Raw genomic sequence first — 21,500 nt, forward strand, 5'->3', positions numbered from 1 at the left:
GGCTCGGTCGCTGCGCTGCTCGTTTCTCGATAAAGAAAGAGCGAGGTTCGTGTCGCGTGTTAGAGTAAAAGAAGAGCTGAGTGGCGGGGACGTTTCACTAGAGAGCCGAAAAGAAAAGAAACCTAGAGCGATCAGCTTATTGCAGTGTTTTGCTCTTGCTTTTACTCGCAACACGAAGCGAAGCGTTCACGCATCTCGTCACTATTTTTTTGTTTTTTCGCTTTTCCGAGCCACGAGCAGCGTAGCGCCCGAAAATCGAAACTCGTATATAAATAAAGCCCGAAGCATGACACTTCGGGCTTGTTGGTTTTAGATATAATGTTCGCTATTCAGATTAATGATCGTGTGCTGCGCCTGCGCCTTTCGGGAAGCGGATCGATTCGACCATATCTTGTACATCTTTTGGTACTTCTGCGGTGAATTTATTGACCACAATTGACACCACAAAGTTCAAACACATGCCCAATGTACCGATGCCTTCTGGGCTGATGCCGAAGAACCAGTTATCTGGCGTGCTAGCCGCTGGGTTAATGAACTTGAAGTAAATGATGTAAGCTGCGGTGAAAGTAATACCTGTCACCATACCAGCAATCGCCCCTTCTTTGTTCATCTTCTTATAGAAAATACCTAAGATGATGGCAGGGAAGAAGGAGGCTGCGGCAAGGCCGAAGGCAAACGCCACCACCTGGGCTACGAAGCCTGGAGGGTTAATACCTAGGTAACCCGCACCGATGACCGCCAGTGCTGCGGCACCCCGAGCAAATAACAGTTCCTGTTTATCACTCATGTTGGGCTTAAACTCTTTCTTGAGTAGGTCGTGGGAAATCGATGTTGAGATAACCAATAACAAGCCCGCTGCGGTAGAGAGTGCTGCCGCTAAGCCACCTGCTGCCAATAGTGCTACTACCCAGTTAGGCAGTTTGGCCAGCTCAGGTGAAGCCAATACGATGATGTCACGGTTGATTTGAACTTCGTTGCTCTCATCACCGGTGTAAGTCATGCGACCATCACCGTTTTTATCTTCCCAAGCCACAAGGCCTGTGCTTTCCCAGTTCTTATACCAGCTTGGTGCGTTTTCTGCAGGAACCCCTTTCAGATCTGGGCCATTAATGGTTTCAATCAAGTTTACACGAGCAAATGATGCAACTGCAGGAGCGGTTGTATAAAGCAATGAAATGAACAGTAGTGCCCAACCCGCAGAGATACGCGCATCACGTACACGCGGTACAGTGAAGAAACGGATAATTACGTGTGGTAAGCCTGCTGTACCCACCATTAGTGCTGCAGTGATAAAGAATACATCGACGGTACTTTTTGAGCCATCAACGTAAGAGTTAAAGCCAAGCTCTTGAGTTAAGCCTTCAAGACGATCCATTAAGTACACATCAGAACCAGAAATGGTCGAGCCCATACCAATTTGTGGGAACACGTGACCAGTCATCATGATCGATGTGAATACAGCAGGAACAAGGAATGCGAAAATAAGCACACAGAATTGCGCTACCTGAGTATAGGTAATGCCTTTCATGCCGCCTAATACCGCATAGAAGAACACAATCGCCATACCAATGATGATGCCAAGGTTGATATCAACTTCTAAGAAGCGAGCAAATACCACACCCACACCACGCATTTGGCCAGCTACATAAGTGAACGACACGAAAATGGCACAGAAAATGGCCACTAAGCGAGCGGTACGTGAGTAGTAACGGTCACCAATGAAATCAGGAACGGTGAATTTGCCGAATTTACGTAAATAAGGGGCTAGACAAAGTGCTAATAATACGTAACCGCCAGTCCAACCCATTAAATAAACGGAGCCATCGTAGCCGGCGAATGAAATGATACCTGCCATTGAGATAAACGATGCGGCTGACATCCAGTCTGCTGCCGTTGCCATGCCGTTCGCGACAGGGTGAACACCACCGCCTGCGACATAGAATTCACTGGTTGATCCTGCTCGTGCCCAAATCGCGATACCGATATACAGTGCAAAAGTAATTCCAACCAGAATAAACGTCCAAGTTTGAATATCCATATTAAGCCTCTTAGTCTTCCTGAACTTTGTATTTTCTATCCAGCGCATTCATACGCGCGACGTAAACGAAGATCAGCGCAACGAAGGTATAAATCGATCCTTGCTGAGCAAACCAGAACCCTAATTTAAAGCCTGCAAATTGTACTGTGTTGAGTGCATCGACAAATAAAATGCCGGCACAGTAAGACACCACAAACCAAATGGTAAGTAGCGTCGCCATAATGCCTAGGTTTTCCTTCCAATAGGCTTGGGCATGTTGGTCAGATTCAAACGACATGGCCATTCTCCTTTGTTTTACTTGTAATTTCCCTCAAGTAGCAAGGGGCTTTTTTTATTACCTTTGTTGTTAATAAAAGGTTACAAGCAAACGATAGCAGCACTATTTAAAAGCAGCTTTTCAACTTTAGTCGGGCGAAAAAAGTGATGAAATTGAATGGAATGGGCATTTTTGTGAGGTAGATTGAAATAATTTAGCCTAGCTCGAAGTTCGGGCTAGGCTAAGGTCTAATAAGGTTAGTCTAAGGTCTAATACGGTAAATGAGAGCGATGATCACGCTTTGTGGTATTTACCATGATTTTAATTTTCAGAGGCTTAAAAATAGAAATCTCGGATACCCATCAAAAGGTTGTTCACTGCAACAGCCGCTAATATCAAACCCATCACACGGCTGATAATCGCTGCGCCAACATTACCGATAAGTTTATGAATACTGCTAGCGCCGAGTAGCAGAGCCAAGGTGGCCAGTAAAACTAATACCATCACGCCAGCAGTTAGGCTTTGGTCGATGATTGAGTTGCGATGATTGTCGGTCAGTAACACGATCGCCATCATAGCACCAGGTGACGCAATGGATGGAATAGCCAATGGATAAACCGCGAGGTTAGCCAGTTCAGAACGGCCGAGCTTATCTCCGAGTTTGGTTTCTTGCGCGGGCTTACCTTCACCAAAAATCATACTCAAGGCAAAGAGTAAAAGCACCAACCCTCCTGCAGCTTGGAACGCTGGTAATGGAATTTGCATCGCTTCCAATAACATTTGGCCCATAACCAAAAAGAATAAAAGGACACCGGTGGCGATCCCGACCGCTTTTAAGGCGACCAAACGTTTTTGTTTACTAGTTAAACCATGGGTTTGAGAAAGATACACGGGGACGGTGCCGACAGGGTCGATGACCGCCCATAAAACAACAAATTGTGTGATGAGAATGGTTAACAAACATCGCTCCTTGAGATTGGTATTGGCATGCCCTAAGGAAAGTTGCTAACGGTCTCAACTCACTTGAGATTCACTCATTGTAGGCGCTATACCAACAGTGGTAATTCGGTTATCTACTATATCACGGACATATAAAGTTATATCGCCCAAATTTTTGGCTTCATCTTGCTGTGGAGCGCCATCGAACGCTTGCATCAGTACTTCGGCTAGCGACAGGTGTTGTTCTGTGGGTATATGAATACCATATGAATAATGAATGTCGCTAACCTTAGTGAAACCTTTTAATAGTAGTTCACTGTTATAAATCGTAGGCTCTGGCACTTCATCAATACTACTACAAGCCTGGTCAACAAAATCGCGCATATTGGGCGCCATCATAATGAACAAATGATCACCCGCCAGCAATAAGGTAGAGCCGCGAGGTGGAATCACTTTCGTACCGCGTGAAATCATCGCCACTACGCAGCCATCAGGTAGTGCCATTTGTGATAGGCGACGACCCGCCGCACGAGAATTTTCTCCGAGTTGATATTGCACAATTTCAGTATCACTTTCACCCAATGTGGTGATCTCTAATGTTGCCGCAGGCGTTGGAGGCGGCGGCACGGTAAGCCCTAACTTTCTGGCCGCTAAGGGGAGCGTCGATCCTTGGACTGTCGCTGAAATTAACACCACGAAGAACACCACATTAAAAATCAAATTGGCATTGGGAAGTCCATACATTAATGGATAAATCGCCAAAATGATCGGTACCGAGCCACGTAATCCCACCCAAGACACTAAGGCGCTTTCTCGCTTATTAAAATCAAATATTTTGAGAACTGGGAAAATCGCTAATGGACGGGCGATTAAGATTAGTACAATAGCGATCAGCAAACCTTCAAGCCAGACATCGAGCAAAGAAGAGGGGGTGATCAATAATCCTAAAATCACGAACATATTGATTTGACCAAGCCAGGCTAAGCCATCGTGAAACAAGAAGGTGCTTCTTTGGAAGACAAAACGACTATTACCGATCACCACCCCAGTAATGAAAATCGCTAAGAAGCCACTGCCACCTAAGTTGGCACTGGCACCAAAAGACAATAATCCTAGCGCGGCTACCATCACAGGGTATAAGCCAGAAGTATTGAGATTGATGTGATTGATGATACGAATCGCTAACCAACCACATGCTAAACCAACTAAAGAACCAATACCCATTTGTTGCACGAACAGAATAAACAGCTGCATCCCAGGTTCAATTTTATTGGTGAGTAATTCCAATAGGCCGACGGTTAAGAAAATCGCCATTGGGTCGTTGGTTGCGCTTTCAATTTCAAGGGTTGATTTAAGTCGAGAATTAATATGAATTCCCGCACTTCTTAACAATGAGAATACTGCTGCGGCATCGGTGGAACCCACAATAGCACCGATCAGTAAACCGTATAGTAAAGAGGTATTGAGAATGTAAGCAGCTGCTACGCCAGTGACTACCGTTGTGATTAATACACCAAAAGTGGCGAGTACCGAGGCCGGTTTCCATACTTGTTTGATTGAAGCGATAGGGGTTTGCAGGCCACCATCGAACAAAATAATCGCCAGAGCCAGTGTCCCTAAGGCGTGAGCAATTTCAGCGTTATCAAAATAAATACCGCCAGGGCCATCCTCACCTGCAAGCATGCCGACAATTAGGAACATAACTAGCAATGGCAGCCCTAAACGAGCAGAGAGTTTGCTGGAAACAATACCGAAAACCAGTAAGACAGCAGCAAGTAAAATCAATTGATCAATGATAAACATAGGCGGTACTCTTCATAAAAACATTATGGGTATGAAAGAGAAATAGGGTCGAGTCCTACCTTCGCTACCTTCTTCTGGAGTTCTGGAGATGAAGACGGTACAAAATCAGCGCAAGGGTGCACCATGATGGATTAAAAGGGAGTGAAACGACTTGTAAAAAATACCACGTTTTACGGTGAATATCACACAAGTCGTTAATGATCCCTTAATTATCTGTTTCTAATTGTTGCAGCAAGATCACCGCTTGAGTGCGATTTTTGACATCCAGCTTGCGGAAAATCGCGGTCATGTGCGCTTTGATGGTGGCTTCTGAAACATTGAGCTCATAGGCAATCTGTTTGTTAAGCAAGCCATCGGACAACATACTGAGCACTTTATATTGCTGTGGCGTTAATGCCGCGAGCTTTTGCGCTAACTCATCACAGGCTTCACTGTTTTGCAATAGGTTTTCGGGAAAGAAAGGGTCGCCATTTAACACTTGGTTTAAGGCGCTATTGAGCTCACGCATGTCGCTAGATTTGGGGATAAAGCCAAACGCGCCATGACTTTTTACTTGGCTGACGACACTCGGTTCTTCACTGGCAGAAATGACCACTATCGGCAAATCTGGGTATTCTGCGCGTAAGTGAATTAAGCCCGACATGCCATTGGAGCCCGGCATTTTGAGATCGAGTAAAAGCAGATCGGGTTCATCGACTTTTTCGAGTAACGCCAACAAAGCATCCAAAGAATCCGCTTCTAACAGATTCGCACCGCTGACCGCCATGTGAATAGACTGAAATAAGGCGTTACGAAAGAGTGGATGATCATCTGCAATGATAATGTTGTATGTCGAATCCATGACAATAAGTTCACTGTTTAAGTAACAATGAACCTATTATCAACATGTTTACATCATGTCTCAACCGAGCAAGTCAAAAAGTCTGAAGCATATCCGACTTTTGTCTAATAATTGTCCCCGGATTACTTCCGTGACTCTGCAATTAGCTGATTGTTATTAAGATGCTGCATGAAATCGGCGGCATTCATAAAACCGGTAATTCTGGCATTAGGTAGGTGTTTGCCTTGTGGATCCCAAAATTCAATCGTTGGCAGACCAAGGACTTTCATTTTTTGCATCAAGGCGATGTCGTCAGGCGTTGCAGCGGTGACATCGGCTTGAATTAAGACCATGTTGCCTAATTGCGAAGCGACTTGTGGCTCGTGAAATGTGTATTTCTCAAACTCTTTACAAGCCACGCACCAATCGGCATAAAAATCGAACATCACCGCTTTGTTCGCTGTTTTAGCTTGGGCTAATTGTTGCTCTAGCTCTGCCACGGTCGAAATTCGGGTAAAGGTTACTTGTGCTTGTTGGTTTTGCTGTGAGTGTGGCGCAGAGAGCACGCCTGCAGTTTGCAGGCCAAAGTAGGCGGAAAATACCAAACCTAAGATAGACACAATCCCCACCAGACTTTGCGGCCATTTGCCAGCTTGCATCGATTGTTTGACATGGTAGAGCCAACCAAAGCTCACTAGACCTAATGCAACCCATAAGCTATGCGCCCAGATCTCAGGCAAAATACGTTCGAGCAAGAAAATCGGCGCCGCCAGCAAAATAAAGCCGAACAATACTTTAACCCGGTTCATCCATTCGCCTGCTTGTGGCAGTAATTTGTTGCCAAACACCGCGACAATGATCAGTGGAATACCCATGCCAATTGCCAGAGCATACAGCGCAATCGCACCCGTCAATAAGTCACCACTTTGCGCCACATACAGCAAGGCTCCGGATAGAGGGGCGGTAGTACAAGGGGAGCAGACTAGGCCAGAAATCACACCCATCACGAATACGCCCGTTAAGTTGCCACCTTGCTGTTTATTGCTCTGCGCGTTAAGCCAAGTTTGTACTCGACTTGGAAGTTGAATGGTGTATAAGCCAAACATCGACAAGGCCAGTAATACAAACAAAATGCTCAAACCAATTAACACGGTTGGAGATTGTAATGCGGCTTGGAATTGTACCCCAAGAGAGGCAACCACTAAGCCCAGTAGCATGTAGGTAAGCGCCATACCTTGTACGTAAACAAATGACAGCTTGAAGGCTTGCTTGGCTGGTAAGCGCCCACCACCGAGCACAATACCGGTCAAAATCGGGTACATAGGCAATACACAAGGCGTGAAAGCCAGTCCAATACCTAGCGCAAGGAAAAGGAAAGGAGTCCACCAATGTTCGGCGAGCTGATCGGCAATACTGGCATCTTGAGCATCGCTAGTGCTGGTGGTTGGAGCTTGCTGTGCGGTATTTGCTGTCGCCGTGTTGCTATCGAGTGTATTCGTATTACCGGTATTGGATTTGGTTTCTTGGTCGGCTGGAACCGCAATGACTTGGTCTGCTTCTGCGCCTGGCATATCCAGTGGTACGACGCGTGTTTCTGGTGGATAGCAAAAACCAGTGGTGGCACAGCCTTGATATTGGACAATGAGTTCAGCTTGATCGGTAATATTGTTGAGTGGAATGTTTACGCTGACCGGGTCGGTAAAGATATGCACATCACCGAAAAATTCATCATGATGGAATGTACCTTCTGGGATCTGAACTTCACCTAATTGCGCATTATTGGCTTTAAATGAAAAACGCTCACGGTAAAGATAGTAGCCGGGTTTCACTTGCCAATCTAAGGTAATACGATTGCCTTGCTGCATAAAGTTAAATGGAAAGGCTTGATCTACAGGTACAAAGCGATTGTTACTGGCTACAGAGGGCGCAGAAAAGTCGACCAGAGGATTTTCGGCTGAATCAAAGTTAACCGCTTGAACGGTTGTGGCGAATAAGCCAAGCAATAAAATAAAGACAGAGCGCAGCACGAGCATAAGATTATGAGATTCCAACAAAAAATAACGATGAGTGTCAGACCACAAGCATGGCATTAGGTTTCGTGATTGAGTATATCATAGCCATAAGCGAGAGCACGTCGGGATTATTGGGATTGAATTGTCATCTCACAAAGTAGTAAATGACCTCAAGCGCGGTTAAATAAAAAAGCGAGCCCGAAAGCTCGCTTAAAGTGACGTGTTTTTTGCCGATGGCTTATAAGATCATGCCACCAAATACAAAACCCAGTGCGACAGATGTGACAATGGTAATCACGCCAGGGATCATGAATGGGTGATTAAACACCAGCTTACCAATACGAGTGGATCCGGTATCATCCATCTCAACCGCCGCTAATAATGTTGGGTAGGTCGGTAGAACGAATAGCGCACTCACGGCAGCAAATGAAGCAATCGCGGTTAATGGCGCGACACCCACAGCAAGCGCGGCTGGCATTAGAGCCGTCGTCGTTGCGCCTTGAGAGTAAAGCAGCATAGAGGCAAAGAACAAGGTAATCGCTAACATCCAAGGGTATTGTTGCAGTAAATCACCCGCGAAGTGTTTGATTTCCACAATGTGCGCAGACACAAAAGTATCCCCTAACCAAGCCACACCGAGTACACAGATACATGCGCTCATACCTGAGCGAAACGTCGGTGCGACGGCAATTTCTGAAGCATCAATTTTACATAGCAACACAATTGCCGCAGCCGCGGTGAGCATCAGCGCCATGATCGCTTGAGTTAACACGATATGAGGGTGAGTGATCACGCCAACGGCTGGTGAAATCAAGGTGGCGTAAGTGACGACACAGATAATTGCAGCACAGAAAATATACACCGATAGTTTCGCAGCAGGCGTTGCTTTCTCACGCTTTTGCTCGCCTTTTAGCTTGATTAAGCCTTTAGCCATACGATCTTGATATTCAGGGTCATCTTTAAGCTCACAGCCTAAGAAGTTAGCAACAAATGCCCCAACCATACATGCAATGAAGGTAGTTGGGATACAAACGGCTAATAGGGTTAAGTAGCTGACGCCAAGTGGTTTTAGCAAGCCTGAGAAGAACACAACCGCTGCAGAAATAGGCGAGGCTGTGATAGCAATTTGCGAAGCGATAACCGCAATAGAAAGTGGACGAGATGGACGAACGCCTTGCTCTTTCGCTACTTCAGCAATAATAGGCAGTGTTGAGAACGCCGTGTGGCCTGTGCCCGCAAGTAGGGTCATGAAGTAAGTGACGATTGGTGCGTAGAAGGTAATGCGTTTTGGGTTTTTACGTAAGAATTGTTCAGCCAATTGGACTAACCAATCCATACCGCCTGCGACTTGCATTGCCGCAATCGCAGAGATAACCGATGCAATAATTAAAATGACATCAATAGGAATAGTACCGGCATCGAGACCAAAGATAGCAGTAAGCACCACCACACCAGCACCACCAGCAAAACCAATGCCGATGCCGCCAATACGAGCGCCAAGGTAGATAAAGAGTAATACAATAATCAGTTGTAATAACATGACGTTGCCTTTTTCATAATTTAAAAATTAACCTGAAATGCAGATTCATCACTCAAATCTGCAGGGCACGTTAATTTCAACTTTATTCGTTTGAAAAATATAGGGAACCTATTGGCTCCCTATTTTATATTAGCAACGATTAGTTATAACGCTTCGCTTTGTATTGTGGGTGCATTAGGTTTTCAGGAGAGAAGATTTCATCAAGCTGCTCTTCTGTTAATAAACCACGGTCTAGCACGATTTCACGTACGCTCTTACCGGTTTCGGCACAAATTTTACCTACGATGTCACCTTGGTGATGGCCAATGTATGGGTTTAGGTAAGTCACGATACCGATTGAATTGTATACGTACGCTTCACACACTTCTTTGTTGACAGTGATGCCGTCGATGCACTTGTCACGTAAGTTCACACACGCATTTTTCAAGATTTCTAGTGACTCAAACATACATTGTGCGATCACAGGCTCCATCACGTTTAGCTGTAATTGGCCGCCTTCTGCTGCGAACGAAATGGTGTTGTCGTTACCTAGCACTTTAAAACACACTTGGTTTACCACTTCTGGTACTACTGGGTTGACTTTCGCAGGCATGATGGATGAACCTGCTTGAAGCTCAGGTAGGTTGATTTCGTTTAAGCCAGCGCGAGGGCCAGAAGAAAGTAGACGTAGGTCGTTACAGATCTTAGACAGTTTAACCGCAAGACGTTTAAGTGCGCCGTGCGCCATCACGTAAGCGCCACAGTCAGAAGTTGCTTCGATCAAGTCTTCAGCAGGCACACACTCAAGACCTGTCACTTCTGATAGGTGTTTCACTGCAAGCGCTTGATATTCTGGCGCAGCGTTAAGACCCGTACCGATCGCGGTCGCGCCTAAGTTCACTTCAAGAAGTAGCTTAGAAATGTACTGTAAGTTACGTACTTCTTCGTTTAGCGTGACAGACCAAGCGTGGAATTCTTGACCTACCGTCATTGGCACCGCGTCTTGCAACTGAGTACGGCCCATTTTGATGATGGTGTTGAATTCTTGGCTCTTAAGATCGAACGCACCTTTTAGGTATTCAACTGCTTCGATGGTTTTCATGATGCTGTTGTACACCGCAATGCGGAAGCCGGTTGGGTAAGCACAGTTAGTGGATTGGCTCTTGTTAACGTGATCATTTGGGTTAATGAACTCGTATTGACCTTTTTCTTTGCCCATTAGCTCAAGTGCTAGGTTCGCAATCACTTCGTTGGTGTTCATGTTCACCGATGTGCCTGCGCCGCCTTGGAATACGTCAGATGGGAATTGATCCATACATTTTCCAGTACTTAGGATCACGTCACAAGCTTGGATAATGTAATCACAGATATCAGCAGGAAGAACGCCGATTTCTTTGTTGGCAAGCGCAGCGGCTTTTTTGGTCATGACCATACCGCGAACGAATTCTGGCACGTCAGAAATAGTCGCTGTTGAGATGTTGAAGTTTTCTACCGCGCGTACAGTGTGAATGCCGTAATACGCCTCAGCAGGCACCTCACGAGTACCGAGTAAATCTTCTTCAATGCGGAATTTTTGAACAGGAGTATCAATAGTTGATGTAGTCATTGGATGGATCCTATAAGCATGGAACGCTAAAAAAATTAATTTTCGGCCTAGGTTGCTTAGAGTCCCTTCACTGCATACGTGCGGCTTATGTTTTAGCCGCAATCATACTCCTTTAGTATTGGAATAATAGATCATAGATCAAATTTTTATACTAATATTTGAGCATTTTTAGAATTATTGGATGGCATGGTAATAATTGGTGATAATTTGTACAGGAAAAACAACGTGTTACTCTATTTGCAAGTCGTCTCATTCTACGTAAAGACTCGCTTTATTAGGGCGTTACGTTTTGAAAGAGTTAATATTTGAGGTCAAGCGAATGAACGCCTACACTGGGGCATAATCTATCGGAGGTGCTTGTGTTTCCAATTCTAGTCGTTTTATTTATTTGTGTGCCCATCATTGAGATTGCGTTATTTATTCAAGTGGGCGGTTTGATTGGCTTATGGCCTACCATTGCGATTGTGCTACTCACGGCGTTTGTTGGTGCTTCGCTTGTGAGAAGTCAGGGCATACAAACTCTGATGTCGGTTCAGTCGCGCCTGCAGCAAGGTGAGTTACCGGCGCAACAAATCATTGAAGGCGTGATGTTAGCCGTGGCAGGTGTTTTACTGCTGACGCCAGGGTTTATGACGGATGCTTTGGGTATGCTTGTATTGCTTCCCGCTCCTCGTGCTTGGCTGGCTAAACAAGCCATGCAGCGTGTGAAAGTCAACGCCTCTTCGGCTCACTTCCATACTCAGTATGGCGATAATCAGTTTCAGGGGAACCCATTTCAAAATTCAGAGCATGATCAGCAAGGTGATGTGTATGAAGGGGAGTTTGAAAAGCAAACCGATGAGGATAAGAGGATAGAGAAATAGCGGTTACGGAGCTCGTTGTTCGGGCGCTGCGCTGCTGGTTTCTCGAAAAAGCGAAAAGAAAAGAGATAGAGACGAGATGCGTGAACGCTTCGCTCCGAGTTGCGAGTCGTTCATCTGAGCGATGATGTTTTCGTTCTTACACGCAACCCGAAACTCGTATCCCGCAACAAAAAATTTTTTCGGCTCTCGAGCGGAGCGTCCCCGAATCCCGTTCTTTTCTTTATTCGAGCCACGAGCAGCGTAGCGCCCGAGTACCGATAGACGAAAAAATGGTAGCGAGTTACTTTCGCTCTTGCAGGCAACCCGAAACACGTTACCCGCAACAAAAGTGCTTTTCGGTTCTCGAGCGAAGCGTCCCCGAATCCCGTTCCTTTCTTTATTCGAGCCACTAGCAGCGTAGCGCCCGAGTACCGATAAACGAAAAAGACCACAGCTCTCACCACGGTCTCTTTATCTTTTTCTAGAAACTAGGCACTCGCAACCTAGTCTTTCGCTTTTAAACCGCCCCTTCAAACCCCATTTGTCGCCACGCTTCAAACGCGATGATCGCCACCGCATTAGAGAGATTCAAGCTACGGCTGTCAGGCATCATGGGAATACGCACGCGTTGTTCCATCGGTAGGGCATCGATTAAATCGGCAGGTAAGCCGCGTGTTTCTGGGCCAAACAGCAGCACATCACCTTGCTTAAATTGTGCATCCACATGATGGCCGGTGGTTTTGGTGGTACAAGCAAAAATACGCACATCTTTGCCGTGTTCTTGTTGCAAATACTCTAAGAAGGCAGCGTAATTTTTATGACGTTTTACTTTGGCTAAATCGTGATAATCCAATCCAGCACGACGTACTTTTTTCTCTTCTAAATCAAAGCCTAGTGGCTCAATCAAATGCAAATTCGCACCACAGTTTGCACATAAGCGAATGATGTTACCTGTGTTGGGGGCGATTTCTGGTTCGTATAAAGCAATATCAAACATGTTGAGCCTGTGTTCTTTCCATAATAAAAGTTGCACGTATCATAGCAGCAAGCCATAAATGGGTGAATTACAAATCCACTGGCAAGGTAATTTGTACCTCTAATCCACCACGCTGACTACGTGAGGCTTTGATGTGACCATTATGTTGCGTTACCACACTGTGAGTGATCGCCAAGCCCAATCCTGCGCCTCCACTGTGTCGATCTCTCGCGGTCGATACACGATAAAAAGGCCGGAAAATGGCGTCTAATTCTTCTTCATCAACACCGGGCCCATCGTCTTCGATCTTAATGGTTAATCCGCCATTATTATGTTGAAAGTCGACCCAGACAAACCGTTCACAATATCGAATGGCATTGCGAATCACGTTTTCTACCGCGCTGATGAGTAGGTTCGGGTTTCCGGTCATAAAAGCATTAGGAATTTGGTGACAAATCAAGGTTTTCTTCTGTTGCTCTGCTTCAAATTTGCCATCTTCAATGGTGTCACCCCACAGTTCTTGAATGGATAAATGTTGACGAATTTGATGGGCATCGATTTGACGGCGTGATAATTCCAGCAATTCATTAATCATTAACTCAAGACGTTCAGCTTCTGTGTCAATACGTGCGAGTTCTGCGCTTTCACCTTGCTTGCGAATGGCTAACGCATTGGCCATACGCAGACGAGTTAATGGTGAGCGTAATTCGTGCGAGATATTGGATAGCAGACGTTGTTGCTCGGAAATCTTATTGTTAATCGCCATCACCATTTGGTTGAAACTGGCGCCAGCTTGTTTAAATTCACTCGGACCTTTTTCTAGTTCAGGGTCGAGTTCTATCACGCCACGTGCCACTTTTTGTGCGGCTTTTTCTAACCGCATTGCCGGCTTACTTAGTGCCCAAGCGAGCCATAATAACAATGGGGTACTGGTTAGCATGACCGCAAGCAGTAATTGAAACGGTTTATCAAGCAGTTGTAATAAAAATGGTGGTGGTTGATGCCAGCGTACCGTGAAGTACATATGCAGTTCACGATTAGCGATGACCACAGGAATGGGGCCGGCCAACATTAAACGACCATACAAACGTTGTTGTGGCAGGTCGGATTTATCGGATTGAGTAATAAAGTTATTGAGCGCGCGCACTTTCATGCCCATTGGTGGATTTAACCAATGTCCATTAGTGTCATTAAAGTAATAGTCTAGTTTGCCTCTATCCACATTATTACGTTCAATTTGCATCAAAGCCGTGCGTAATGATGGGCTATTTTGATAGCGAGAGGTGATCTCTTGGCCTTTTTCTTTCATGTCTTGCAGTGGGCCACTCGGTACATCATGCAATTGTCTTGGATCGAATTGTGAAGCGGCAATCACCGCAATCAGTACCAATAACATGGTGAGCCAAAAAATGGCAAAGATACGGCCGTATAAACTGGAGAACTTCGGCAAGTTCATTATTGGTCCTCAATCATTAAGTAGCCTTTACCGCGTAAAGTTTTGATTAAGGTTTGATCGCTGTGTTCTGATAGCTTTTTACGTAAATTAGATACATGCATATCGATGGCACGATCAAACGGGCTTAAACGCTTACCGAGGACTTCCAAACTGAGATCTTCTTTGCTGATTGACTGCCCCATATGATCTAAGAAATATTGCAACAAAGAGAACTCAGTGGTGGTGAGTTCGAGCAAATGGTCTTGATAATAGGCTTCTTGCTTACCAGGAAAAATTTTTAAACCATGTGGGGTTGGCGTTTCAGTTTCTTCCTGAGGTTTATGCGGTTGAGTACGACGTAAAATGGCACGAATTCGCGCCATTAATTCACGGTCGCTGAACGGTTTGGGCAGGTAATCGTCAGCGCCTAGCTCTAAGCCAATAACGCGATCAACTTCCTCGCCTTTGGCGGTCAACATTAAGACCGGAGTTTGCCATTGCAATCTCAGTTGTTTCAGCATTTCCATGCCGTTCATTTTGGGCATCATGATATCGAGCAAGATCAAATCGATATCTTCATTGATGGCGGCTAGACCTTGAATGCCATCATTGGCTTGCGAGACAGTAAAGCCTTCTAAAGTGAGAATATCCTCAAGTAATGCCGTCAATTCGGTGTCGTCATCGACCAAAAGAATGTGTGTCATAAGGCGCTTTCCAAACAATGAGAGATTATGTGCAATGATAGCATTATGTCTGTTTTTGTTGGAAAAACGACTTCTTTGACATGGATTTACATTGTTTTACGCAACGAATACACCCTTTTACGTTGCATCTTCTATTCTATCTAACATCACTGAAACGCAGCATAGAATCCAGTTTGCTGCATTAACTTCTAATAGAAGGTAGATCGTTATGAAATCATTAATGAAGAAAACAACATTGGTTTTACTTGCTGCTCCGTTAGCGTTTGGTTCTGTGTCTGTTTTAGCAGCAGGCATGGGGGGGCATGATGCTAAAGGCCCAATGCATGGTAAGTGTGGTATGGGCATGGAACGTGGTATCTGGAAGCAGTTGGACTTAACGGATGCACAGAAAACACAGTTAAAGGAATTGCGTCAGCAAGATCGCGAAGCGATGAAATCTGGTTTTAAAGCGAATATGCAAGAAATGCGCGCTAACCATGAACAAATGCAAAAATTGGTGATGGCCGATAACTTCGACCAAGCAGCGGTACAAGAGTTAGCTCAGAAAATGGCGGATCAACGTGTGGAAGGTCAAGTGAAAATGGCCAAAGCGCGTCATGATATGTTCAGCGTATTAACGCCAGAGCAAAAACAAGAATTTTCTAAACTGCAAGGCGAGCAACATCAGCAATGCATGGAAAAGTGGCAAGAAATGAAAGACCACTTTGGCAAGAAAGGTCCACGTGGCGAAGGTAACATGGGCGAATAATCGCTTTCATCATTAATGAAAATGATGACTTGAAAGGCAGCTTACGGGCTAATGCCAGTCAATTAAGCTGACTGGCATTCTTTTTATTAGGGTACTTCTTCGCTTTGGGCTTTATCGCTCTAGGGTACATTCTATCTTCCCGCTTAACAGGAAGAACATGGTGGTGAGCTTCTTCAAGCAAGTGATTTATTCGTTTCGGTATCGTCCCAGCCGACTCGAGCCAGAAGCTGTGGATTAGGTGGATAATGGCATTCGCGCTTGTCGTGAAGCTCAGCTGATTCGGGTGTAGCCCCGGGATTTGTTTCGCCATACTTATCATCTGATAACGGATGATATTGTAGCTCAGTAGCAACCCCCATAGCTCTTGACGGACCATCTCAGGTTTTTTACTGCGTAAGGTAAATTGGTTCTTAAGTAGCGATGACTTCATTTCTCTATAACCAACCTCAATTTCCCATCGATGGCTGTATAGGTCAGCGATTTCTGCGCTAGGGTAGCGCAAAGCATCGGTCATCGACGTGAGGATATTGACCTCTTTTCCCTTAATCGTTTTGGTTATGAGCCTAACCGTCACTGACTCTGGTAAATCCGAGAACTTCTTTCTGGCTTGAGGGCTAGACTGCAAGCGGACTATTCTATCATTCCTGCCAAGCTTACTGATTATCGTATACTGCGTACCTTTCTTCATTGGCATTAACCAATGGCGCTCAACGCCTGTCGATGCCCAGCGATTGAGTAGACCTAGTGAGAAAAAGCCTCTATCAAACAGGGTTAAGCTATTATCTGGTGTCGTGTCGATGAGTTGTTCAGCCAATACCATTTCATTGGTTTTGTAGCTATCGAATGCACTTGCAATCAGCATATGACTTGTCACTTCCATCTGGCACACCATACGAACTTGAGGGAAGGCGCCTTCGCTATTTTGGTTCGAGGGGGCTTGAAAGGTATTCCTATTTTCATCGCTGTCCGGTGTTCGCCATACCACGCCATCGACAGCAAGAAGCTTTAAGCCAGCCCAAGTAGGATGTTGAGCCACTTCATTCCACAGCTTCTGACTTTGAACAAAAACTTCTTTCACTGCCTGCTCACCAAGTCTCTGTCTCGCCTGAACGATGGCGCTAGGAGCGACAAGCGCTCGTTTTCCAGGCAGAGCCAATTGAGCTTTGGAAACGATACTCCACAGAGGTTCTTGTCGATAGAGAGACATAGCAATCACAGACCAAACCGCCATATCAAGAGGGATTCTGCGCTTTCGAACCGTTGCTACCCCCGACGTTTCAAGACATTGATTAATGAAGTCTGGGCACAGGATGTCACTAAGTTGTCCTAGTTGCTCTGTATTTGAAGCATAGCTATTGGCGAGTGAGAGGGCTGTCGTTAATTGCAAAAGAAAAGGCTCTAAGTGGGAATACTTAGAGCCTTTATAAGCTATCTGCAGGATCGTTCAACCGATCATTTTTTGCTTAACTGATCGGCATTAGCTTACGGGCTGTCTTTTTTATGTGTGATTGATATACCCAAATAACCTCAAGTATAAATCGCAGAAAAAGAAAAACCCCGAGGGCATCTTGCCCATCGGGGTTATAGTCTTACTCGCAGCAATCCGGCTACTAAAAGTGCTCCATGCATCAAATCCTTGATAGCAGTGCTGTTTCCTTCAGCGTATTCCTTTTCATCGCCTTCCTAGCGGTGTCCTTGGCCTTATCCTAGCCTGCTAATTCATCCTAATTAGCGCGCATCACTTGTTCCATGAGCGGTGTCCCTTACATCATCCTGATGTTCGTTCCTTGCCTCAATCCTGAGGTGTCCATTGTCTTTCCTTAGTCATTACCATCCTAGTAATGATTGCGTCCATTCAATGTCCGTTTGCTCCATGCTGATTACTCATCCTAAGTAACCAAATCTTCTTCCTGAAGATGACCAATCCTTGGGTCTTTCCTGTTCCTGTCAGCATCCTTCCGACAGGGTTAATATTACCCAGAAACCGATGTTGAACAATGGCGTTAGTTCAAATTTTTTTAAATAAATTGACAGTAACTTTACCTTTTTCTATATATATCAATAGTTTGTCCTGTTTTTGGGCTGATTTATTTATGCATTTATATTGGTTTTCTTAACGATTTGTGCGAGATCTCGCACACGAGGCTGGTGGAAAATCTGCAAAGTTAGAATAGGTGCCAGATCGCTTGAGTCACAATAACGCCACCCAAAAGGGTAAAAATAATGCCACACAGTCCATCAATATAGATTGCGGCGGACTCTAATTTACGCTGTAGCCTCTGGGTTGATAGCATCCAAGCTAATAATGAAAACCAGCATAAAGCGAGAGACCATAAAATAAACACTGCCGCTGTTTTACCTGCGACCGACATGGTCACCGGAACCAGCGAAGACATGAGGCTGACAAAAAACACCAGCGCTTTTGGGTTAAGTAAGTTGGTCATCAAACCTTTGGAAAATGCTTTGGTTTGATCATGTAAGATTCGAGAGGCTTTACCAGCAACAACTTCTGGTGTGCGGTAATGATGATATACCGATTTTAGCGCTCCAATTCCAAGCCAGAGTAAGTAACTACCCCCTAACAGCTGTAACACGGCAAACAAAATGGGATGTTGCTGAACTAAATAGCTAATGCCAGTAATACTCAAAATAGAATGAATCAAAATACCGAGCGATAAACCCGCCGCAATAGTGAGCCCAGTTTTGCGTCCATGATGACTGGTATTTTGTACGATCAAGGCAAAGTCGGGCCCTGGACTCATTAAAGCGATGAAATGAACACTGGCGAGCGTAATAAGGATACTGATCTCATTCATTTGGTTTGGTTGACTTCCTGAGTTAAGGTTTCGTTGGTGATCGGCACGTCAAGTGGGTCTTGCTTCTGCTTGGCTAATCGTTTGTTGTGGGCGTTATTTTTGATGCCGTCCCAAGTAAAGACGATTAACGCTGCCCAAATACAAGCAAAGGTGACGATTTTATCGTTGCTGAATGCTTCGCCATACACAAACACCGCGAGAATAAACATCAAACTTGGACCGATATATTGGATGAAGCCCAGTGTGGCTAAGCGTAATCGAACCGCAGCACCGGCAAAACACAGTAAAGGTAAGGTGGTGACGATGCCGGCGGAAATCAACAGCACATTCAATAGCCATGAATTATTACCTAAATGGCTGGTGGCGGTATCGGCAAAGGCAAACAGGTATAAAAAGGCAATCGGTAGCAGCACTAAGGTTTCAATAAATAAGCCGGTAAAAGCATCCAAATTGACCTTTTTGCGCAGTAATCCATACATGCCAAAAGTAAACGCCAGTAGCATAGCAATGATCGGTACCGAGCCAAATACCACCAACTGAACCACAACACCGATAGTCGCTAAGGCAACCGCAAGCCACTGCAATTTACGCAGCTTTTCATTGAGAAACAGCATGCCTAACACGACGTTAAAGAGTGGATTGATGTAATAACCTAAGCTGGCATCAAGCATATGACCGATACTGATCGCCCAGATAAACACCAGCCAGTTTGCGCCAATGGTGACAGAGGTGACCAGTAAATACAGTAACTTAGTCTTATTTTTCAGGGTGGCTTTGACGGTTGGCCAACCTTTAGTGAGATACAAAAGCGCGGCTAAAAAGACAAATGACCAAATCACGCGGTGGCAAAGGATTTCAAAAGGAGGAACATCACCGAGTGCTTTGAAATAAATTGGCGCAATGCCCCACATGACATAGGCAAGAACCGCGAGCAACACCCCTTGTTGGGTGCGTTTTAATTCATCATCCATAATTGTTTTTCTTATATTCTTGATTTTTAAAAGCAGAGTATAAAATTCAAAATGTAATTCACCTAATGAATTACAGGAATAGATAAATTGCCCGCTCTTCATGTTTCAATCATCATCAAAGGGCACTACAATGGGCGGCTATTTTTTGATTCACCATTTGCATTGAGATGTCATGTCGACCACGTCAACCGAACCAGCTTTAACATCGTCCACTGCGACGCCAGCCCAAACACTGCGGGATGTGTTCGGTTACCAAGATTTCCGTGTCGGACAGCGTGAGGTCATAGACAGTGTATTGGATGGTCGAGACAGTTTGGTGATCATGCCAACGGGTGGCGGAAAATCCTTGTGCTACCAAGTACCCGCATTACTGCATTCCGGTTTAACCATTGTGATATCCCCTTTGATTTCGTTAATGAAAGATCAAGTTGATCAGCTCAAAGCCAATGGTGTCGCAGCGGAATGCATTAATTCCAGTATGGAAAGAGAAGAGCTGATCCGTGTGTATAACCGCATGAATAATGGCCAGCTTAAAATGGTGTATATCTCACCAGAACGCATATTAAGCCGTGACTTTAGTGAACGTTTAGAGCATTTAGCCATCAGTATGATTGCGGTGGATGAAGCGCATTGTATTTCTCAATGGGGGCATGATTTCCGTCCTGAATACGCTCAACTCGGACAAATTAAGCAACGTTTCCCTCATGTTCCGGTTATGGCGTTAACCGCGACCGCCGATGATGCCACACGCAAAGACATCATTGCGCGCCTGCATCTTAATGAACCGTTTGAGTACCTAGGCAGTTTTGACCGTCCCAATATCCGTTACACCTTATTAGAAAAACATAAGCCGGTGTCGCAAGTGATCCGCTATTTAGCCACACAAAAAGGCCAATGCGGCATCATCTATTGTGGTAGCCGTAAAAAAGTGGAAATGGTGACCGAAAAGTTGTGTAACAACCATATTCGTGCGGCCGGTTATCACGCTGGGATGGATAACGACGAACGCGCTTATGTGCAAGAAGCGTTTCAAAAAGACGACCTTCAAATTGTGGTGGCTACTGTTGCCTTTGGTATGGGCATCAACAAACCGAATGTATGTTTTGTGCTGCACTTTGATATTCCACGTAACATTGAATCCTATTATCAAGAAACGGGCCGCGCCGGTCGTGATGGCTTGCCGGCTGAAGCGGTGATGCTGTATGACCCTGCTGACATGGGGTGGCTGCGCCGCATGTTAGATGAAAAAGAAGATGGGCCACAAAAACAAGTCGAAAGCCACAAACTTAATGCTATGAATGCATTCGCCGAGGCGCAAACCTGCCGTCGCCAAGTCTTGTTAAACTACTTTGGTGAATACAGCCACAAGCCGTGTGGGAACTGCGATATTTGCCTTGATCCGCCTAAGCATTTTGATGGAACGGAAGCGGCGCAAAAAGCCTTGTCGTGCGTGTATCGTGTTAATCAAAGTTTCGGCGTCGGTTATGTGGTCGAAGTGCTGCGCGGCATGCAAAACATTCGCGTGCGCGATAATGGTCACGATAAGATCAGCACTTATGGCATAGGTAAAGAACACAGCCATGATTATTGGGTCAGCATTATGCGCCAGTTGATCCATAAAGGTTTGCTAACCCAAAACATTACCCGCAATTCTACCTTGCAGCTCACGGAAGAAGCGCGTCCGTTATTGCGTGGTGAAATGAGCTTAGAGTTGGCCGTGCCGCGTTTAGATACCGCCGCGCGCGCTGCCAAAAACGATAAGCTTGTGACCAAAAACTACGATAAGAAGCTGTTTGCTAAGTTGCGTAAATTGCGCAAAGCCATTGCTGATGAAGATGGCTTGCCACCTTATGTGGTGTTCAGTGATGCCACTTTGGTGGATATGGCGGACATCTTGCCGACTTCTTACGGAGAAATGCTGGCGGTGAACGGTGTGGGCCAGCGCAAACTAGAAAAATACGCCGATGCCTTTTTAGACTTGATTCAAGATCACATTACCTTAGGTGAGATATAAC

General features: G+C 45.3%; 17 protein-coding genes. 3 read left to right on the top strand and 14 right to left on the bottom strand.

What is annotated here, in order from left to right:
- Positions 1–334: 334 nt before the first annotated feature.
- The 8 genes from Vgang_RS00650 to aspA all read right to left on the bottom strand — a co-directional run bounded on the left by Vgang_RS00650 (position 335) and on the right by aspA (position 10,993).
- Complete coding sequence (locus Vgang_RS00650; protein ID WP_105903412.1) at positions 335–2,038, bottom strand: sodium:solute symporter family protein; 1,704 nt, start codon at positions 2,036–2,038, stop codon at positions 335–337.
- A 10-nt stretch (positions 2,039–2,048) separates the two neighbouring features.
- Positions 2,049–2,315 carry a DUF4212 domain-containing protein gene (locus Vgang_RS00655; protein WP_105903413.1) on the bottom strand — a complete coding sequence of 89 codons (267 nt, stop codon included), beginning with the start codon at positions 2,313–2,315 and terminating at the stop codon, positions 2,049–2,051.
- A 315-nt stretch (positions 2,316–2,630) separates the two neighbouring features.
- On the bottom strand, positions 2,631–3,254 hold the full coding sequence (locus Vgang_RS00660) for a MarC family protein (RefSeq protein WP_105903414.1): 624 nt from the start codon (positions 3,252–3,254) through the stop codon (positions 2,631–2,633).
- Positions 3,255–3,308: 54 nt separating this feature from the next.
- Positions 3,309–5,036, bottom strand: coding sequence for a potassium/proton antiporter (locus Vgang_RS00665; RefSeq protein WP_105903415.1), 1,728 nt, complete (start codon positions 5,034–5,036; stop codon positions 3,309–3,311).
- Positions 5,037–5,241: 205 nt separating this feature from the next.
- Positions 5,242–5,877: a response regulator transcription factor gene (locus Vgang_RS00670; protein WP_105903416.1), complete on the bottom strand. Its 636-nt coding sequence runs from the start codon at positions 5,875–5,877 to the stop codon at positions 5,242–5,244.
- A 122-nt stretch (positions 5,878–5,999) separates the two neighbouring features.
- A complete protein-coding gene (locus Vgang_RS00675) occupies positions 6,000–7,889 on the bottom strand; it encodes a protein-disulfide reductase DsbD (protein ID WP_105903417.1) in 1,890 nt (629 codons plus the stop codon).
- A gap of 217 nt (positions 7,890–8,106) precedes the next feature.
- Positions 8,107–9,408, bottom strand: coding sequence for an anaerobic C4-dicarboxylate transporter (locus Vgang_RS00680; protein ID WP_105903418.1), 1,302 nt, complete (start codon positions 9,406–9,408; stop codon positions 8,107–8,109).
- 139 nt (positions 9,409–9,547) lie between these two features.
- Positions 9,548–10,993, bottom strand: a complete 1,446-nt coding sequence (gene aspA / locus Vgang_RS00685) for an aspartate ammonia-lyase (RefSeq protein ID WP_105903419.1) — start codon at positions 10,991–10,993, stop codon at positions 9,548–9,550.
- 359 nt (positions 10,994–11,352) lie between these two features.
- Between aspA and Vgang_RS00690 the strand changes: the two genes are divergently transcribed.
- A complete protein-coding gene (locus Vgang_RS00690) occupies positions 11,353–11,856 on the top strand; it encodes an FxsA family protein (RefSeq protein WP_105903420.1) in 504 nt (167 codons plus the stop codon).
- A gap of 496 nt (positions 11,857–12,352) precedes the next feature.
- Here the strand turns inward: Vgang_RS00690 and trmL are convergent, their stop codons facing one another.
- The 3 genes from trmL to Vgang_RS00705 all read right to left on the bottom strand — a co-directional run bounded on the left by trmL (position 12,353) and on the right by Vgang_RS00705 (position 14,950).
- On the bottom strand, positions 12,353–12,832 hold the full coding sequence (gene trmL, locus Vgang_RS00695) for a tRNA (uridine(34)/cytosine(34)/5-carboxymethylaminomethyluridine(34)-2'-O)-methyltransferase TrmL (RefSeq protein ID WP_105903421.1): 480 nt from the start codon (positions 12,830–12,832) through the stop codon (positions 12,353–12,355).
- 67 nt (positions 12,833–12,899) lie between these two features.
- Entirely contained in the window at positions 12,900–14,267 is a 1,368-nt protein-coding gene (cpxA, locus tag Vgang_RS00700; RefSeq protein WP_105903422.1) for an envelope stress sensor histidine kinase CpxA, read from the bottom strand.
- Positions 14,267–14,950 carry a response regulator gene (locus tag Vgang_RS00705; protein ID WP_105903423.1) on the bottom strand — a complete coding sequence of 228 codons (684 nt, stop codon included), beginning with the start codon at positions 14,948–14,950 and terminating at the stop codon, positions 14,267–14,269. The genes cpxA and Vgang_RS00705 overlap by 1 nt, the downstream gene beginning before the upstream one ends.
- A 208-nt stretch (positions 14,951–15,158) precedes the next feature.
- On the opposite strand from Vgang_RS00705, the gene Vgang_RS00710 reads away from it, so the two are divergent.
- Positions 15,159–15,698 (top strand): CpxP family protein, encoded by a 540-nt coding sequence (locus Vgang_RS00710; protein WP_105903424.1) that lies wholly within the window; start codon positions 15,159–15,161, stop codon positions 15,696–15,698.
- A gap of 58 nt (positions 15,699–15,756) precedes the next feature.
- Here Vgang_RS00710 and Vgang_RS00715 read toward each other — a convergent pair whose 3' ends face one another.
- The 3 genes from Vgang_RS00715 to rarD all read right to left on the bottom strand — a co-directional run bounded on the left by Vgang_RS00715 (position 15,757) and on the right by rarD (position 19,485).
- Positions 15,757–17,085 carry an IS4 family transposase gene (locus Vgang_RS00715; RefSeq protein WP_105903795.1) on the bottom strand — a complete coding sequence of 443 codons (1,329 nt, stop codon included), beginning with the start codon at positions 17,083–17,085 and terminating at the stop codon, positions 15,757–15,759.
- 778 nt (positions 17,086–17,863) lie between these two features.
- Complete coding sequence (locus Vgang_RS00720; protein WP_105903663.1) at positions 17,864–18,514, bottom strand: LysE family translocator; 651 nt, start codon at positions 18,512–18,514, stop codon at positions 17,864–17,866.
- Positions 18,511–19,485 (bottom strand): EamA family transporter RarD, encoded by a 975-nt coding sequence (rarD, locus tag Vgang_RS00725; RefSeq protein WP_406708289.1) that lies wholly within the window; start codon positions 19,483–19,485, stop codon positions 18,511–18,513. The genes Vgang_RS00720 and rarD overlap by 4 nt, the downstream gene beginning before the upstream one ends.
- A 172-nt stretch (positions 19,486–19,657) precedes the next feature.
- Here rarD and recQ point away from each other — a divergent pair, with 172 nt between their 5' ends.
- Complete coding sequence (recQ, locus tag Vgang_RS00730) at positions 19,658–21,499, top strand: ATP-dependent DNA helicase RecQ (RefSeq protein ID WP_105903662.1); 1,842 nt, start codon at positions 19,658–19,660, stop codon at positions 21,497–21,499.
- Position 21,500 lies beyond the last annotated feature (1 nt).

Source organism: Vibrio gangliei, assembly GCF_026001925.1.
Classification (GTDB): Bacteria; Pseudomonadota; Gammaproteobacteria; order Enterobacterales; family Vibrionaceae; genus Vibrio; species Vibrio gangliei.

Bases quoted from the DNA above. Each gene is read 5' to 3' on its own strand.
- Vgang_RS00650 (WP_105903412.1), bottom strand. From the start codon at position 2,038: ATGGATATTCAAACTTGGACGTTTATTCTGGTTGGAATTACTTTTGCA.
- Vgang_RS00655 (WP_105903413.1), bottom strand. From the start codon at position 2,315: ATGTCGTTTGAATCTGACCAACATGCCCAAGCCTATTGGAAGGAAAAC.
- Vgang_RS00665 (WP_105903415.1), bottom strand. From the start codon at position 5,036: ATGTTTATCATTGATCAATTGATTTTACTTGCTGCTGTCTTACTGGTT.
- Vgang_RS00670 (WP_105903416.1), bottom strand. From the start codon at position 5,877: ATGGATTCGACATACAACATTATCATTGCAGATGATCATCCACTCTTT.
- Vgang_RS00675 (WP_105903417.1), bottom strand. From the start codon at position 7,889: ATGCTCGTGCTGCGCTCTGTCTTTATTTTATTGCTTGGCTTATTCGCC.
- Vgang_RS00680 (WP_105903418.1), bottom strand. From the start codon at position 9,408: ATGTTATTACAACTGATTATTGTATTACTCTTTATCTACCTTGGCGCT.
- aspA (WP_105903419.1), bottom strand. From the start codon at position 10,993: ATGACTACATCAACTATTGATACTCCTGTTCAAAAATTCCGCATTGAA.
- trmL (WP_105903421.1), bottom strand. From the start codon at position 12,832: ATGTTTGATATTGCTTTATACGAACCAGAAATCGCCCCCAACACAGGT.
- cpxA (WP_105903422.1), bottom strand. From the start codon at position 14,267: ATGAACTTGCCGAAGTTCTCCAGTTTATACGGCCGTATCTTTGCCATT.
- Vgang_RS00705 (WP_105903423.1), bottom strand. From the start codon at position 14,950: ATGACACACATTCTTTTGGTCGATGACGACACCGAATTGACGGCATTA.
- Vgang_RS00710 (WP_105903424.1), top strand. From the start codon at position 15,159: ATGAAATCATTAATGAAGAAAACAACATTGGTTTTACTTGCTGCTCCG.
- Vgang_RS00720 (WP_105903663.1), bottom strand. From the start codon at position 18,514: ATGAATGAGATCAGTATCCTTATTACGCTCGCCAGTGTTCATTTCATC.
- rarD (WP_406708289.1), bottom strand. From the start codon at position 19,485: ATGGATGATGAATTAAAACGCACCCAACAAGGGGTGTTGCTCGCGGTT.
- recQ (WP_105903662.1), top strand. From the start codon at position 19,658: ATGTCGACCACGTCAACCGAACCAGCTTTAACATCGTCCACTGCGACG.